The following is a 2,005-nucleotide window of genomic DNA, read 5'->3' as shown; positions in this document are numbered from 1 at the left end:
GGATTAAGGCCCTTTTCTGGGAAGGATCGGCTATGCCTATTTGATTTTTTAAAAACCGATTTGCGGCAAGATTCCCGGAAATAATACGAGCTAATCGGTCGAACTTTGCTATTTTTTACCAAAATCATTCCATCGAAACAAAATTCCTCCAGTTTAGCGGACGTTTTGTCCGCTATTATAGTTTTTACGAGGCACAGGTCCACATAACAAGGCGTTCGATGCTTCACGCTCTTTTTCGCGGAACTTCCTGTTCCGACGAAAAAACTTCGGCCATCCCTGGCCTCCGTTACCGCGAGAAACATCTCTCTTGCTTTTAAGAGAAGAGAGACTTTATCTATATTTTGTTGGGCGCCTCGCATCTTTTCTTTTCCAGTTCCTCTCTTTCGTTAAACGACCGTGCTCTTCCGCGACTCCGCCTATCGGCTTCGGTCCTTCGGACGACGACCTTTCGGTCGTCCCGCTCCGATCACTGCCGCGGGGTTTGGTTTTAATATTACACTATTCTTTTTCTTCATTTTCAGCCGCCTTCCTGGCATCATCTGGATTTATACATTCTAGTTCTTTAGGGGGATATATATCTTTATTCTTTAGTAATTCGTCCTTATCAATTTGACAAAATGCTTCTGCGGGTAGGTCATGGGCATTGGGGAAATAGCGATAAATTCCACGAATATCGCGATTTCCATCAAGCACATCTTTGGGATAGTTGACTAATTCTAGGTGTTTAGAGTCTAATATAACAAAAGTAAACTTGCCTTTTCTTGGAATATAGCCGCCTTTGCCTACTCTAGGGTTCCCATTCGTATAATCTCCAAAATACATTTCACATTTATTTCTATTACATTCTAATTTTGTGATTGCTTTAGGTGATTCCTCAAACCAGCCTCCCAATGCTCCGTTAAATATATGAGTGCCGCCGGGTAAGGTATAAAATTCTAAACTACAAGCTACGAAATCCCGAACTGCTTGTCTGGGACCTGGTCCGTTCTTTCTCGCTTCAAAGGCTTCATAATTAACTATTTGAAACTGCTCCCAACATTCCTCTCCGCCGACTCTTTCAAAAAAAGACCAGTTGTAGATTGAATTATTAATCTTTTCTTCAAATGCAATCCCTGAAGTTTCTTCCTTCTTAACTGCGGTCATTTCTTCTTTCTTTTCTACTGCTTTTTTCTCACACCCAATCAATAAAAACAGAAACAGAATTACCGTTCTTCTAAACCCGATCATTTTATAGTGCTCCAATCAAAAGTCTCTGGATCTTGAAGTACACCATTTTTTATAATTGTAAAGTGTAAATGTGGTCCTTCTGAATGACCAGAATTCCCGGATAATCCAACTAAATCACCAGGTTTGACAAAATCATGTTGATTAACATTTATATTACTTAAATGTCCATAAGTTACTCTTACTGTATTCGGTATTTCACCATATTCAATAGTAACAGAAGCACCCGTTTCGGGACTTCCATTTAAGAAACTCTCTGGAGTATTTACAACTTTGATAACTTGTCCGGTTCCAAGAGAACCAAGTTGTGTCCCTTCTTTCACGTAAATATCTACGCCGTTATGATTTCTTTTAACAGAATTTGGATCTGTAATAGGCAAAGTTCTACCTCCACCATCATCTCCCGTCTGCACATCATAAGGATAAGTAATCGTAAGTCCGTTGTTTTTCACATCAATCGGATATCTTACTTCTATCGTTTTTCCATCAGTGCCTTCACGATAGATTTTGCTAAGTTCTCCTTGTCCAGGACCGACAGACATTGTTTCTACTTTAGTAGGTATTCTTTCAACATTTACCAGACTACTACTTTCGCTTAGATAACCCTTATTGTTGAATTCGGCGATGTATTTATTGGCTTGTTTGTCGGAGATATTTTCTCGTCTTAAAGTGGCATCTAATTTCTTAATATCTGCTGCATTAGCTTTGTCTAGTTTAAAGCCGTTCGATTCCAGCCATTGTTTTCGAATATGAGCTGGTAGTTCCGCAGCTACTTTATCAG

Annotated in this window: 2 protein-coding genes; both read right to left on the bottom strand. The window is 39.6% G+C overall.

Translation table 11 applies throughout. The features are described from left to right. Positions 1–498: 498 nt before the first annotated feature. On the bottom strand, positions 499–1,227 hold the full coding sequence (locus EHS11_RS03455; RefSeq protein WP_135763023.1) for a hypothetical protein: 729 nt from the start codon (positions 1,225–1,227) through the stop codon (positions 499–501). Further along, positions 1,224–2,005: M23 family metallopeptidase (locus EHS11_RS03450; protein WP_135763022.1), on the bottom strand; the 782-nt coding region annotated here is incomplete at its 5' end. The genes EHS11_RS03455 and EHS11_RS03450, both read right to left, overlap by 4 nt.

This window comes from Leptospira ilyithenensis, from assembly GCF_004771005.1.
Classification (GTDB): domain Bacteria; phylum Spirochaetota; class Leptospiria; order Leptospirales; family Leptospiraceae; genus Leptospira_A; species Leptospira_A ilyithenensis.
This window is presented reverse-complemented; position numbering and strand designations above follow the sequence as displayed.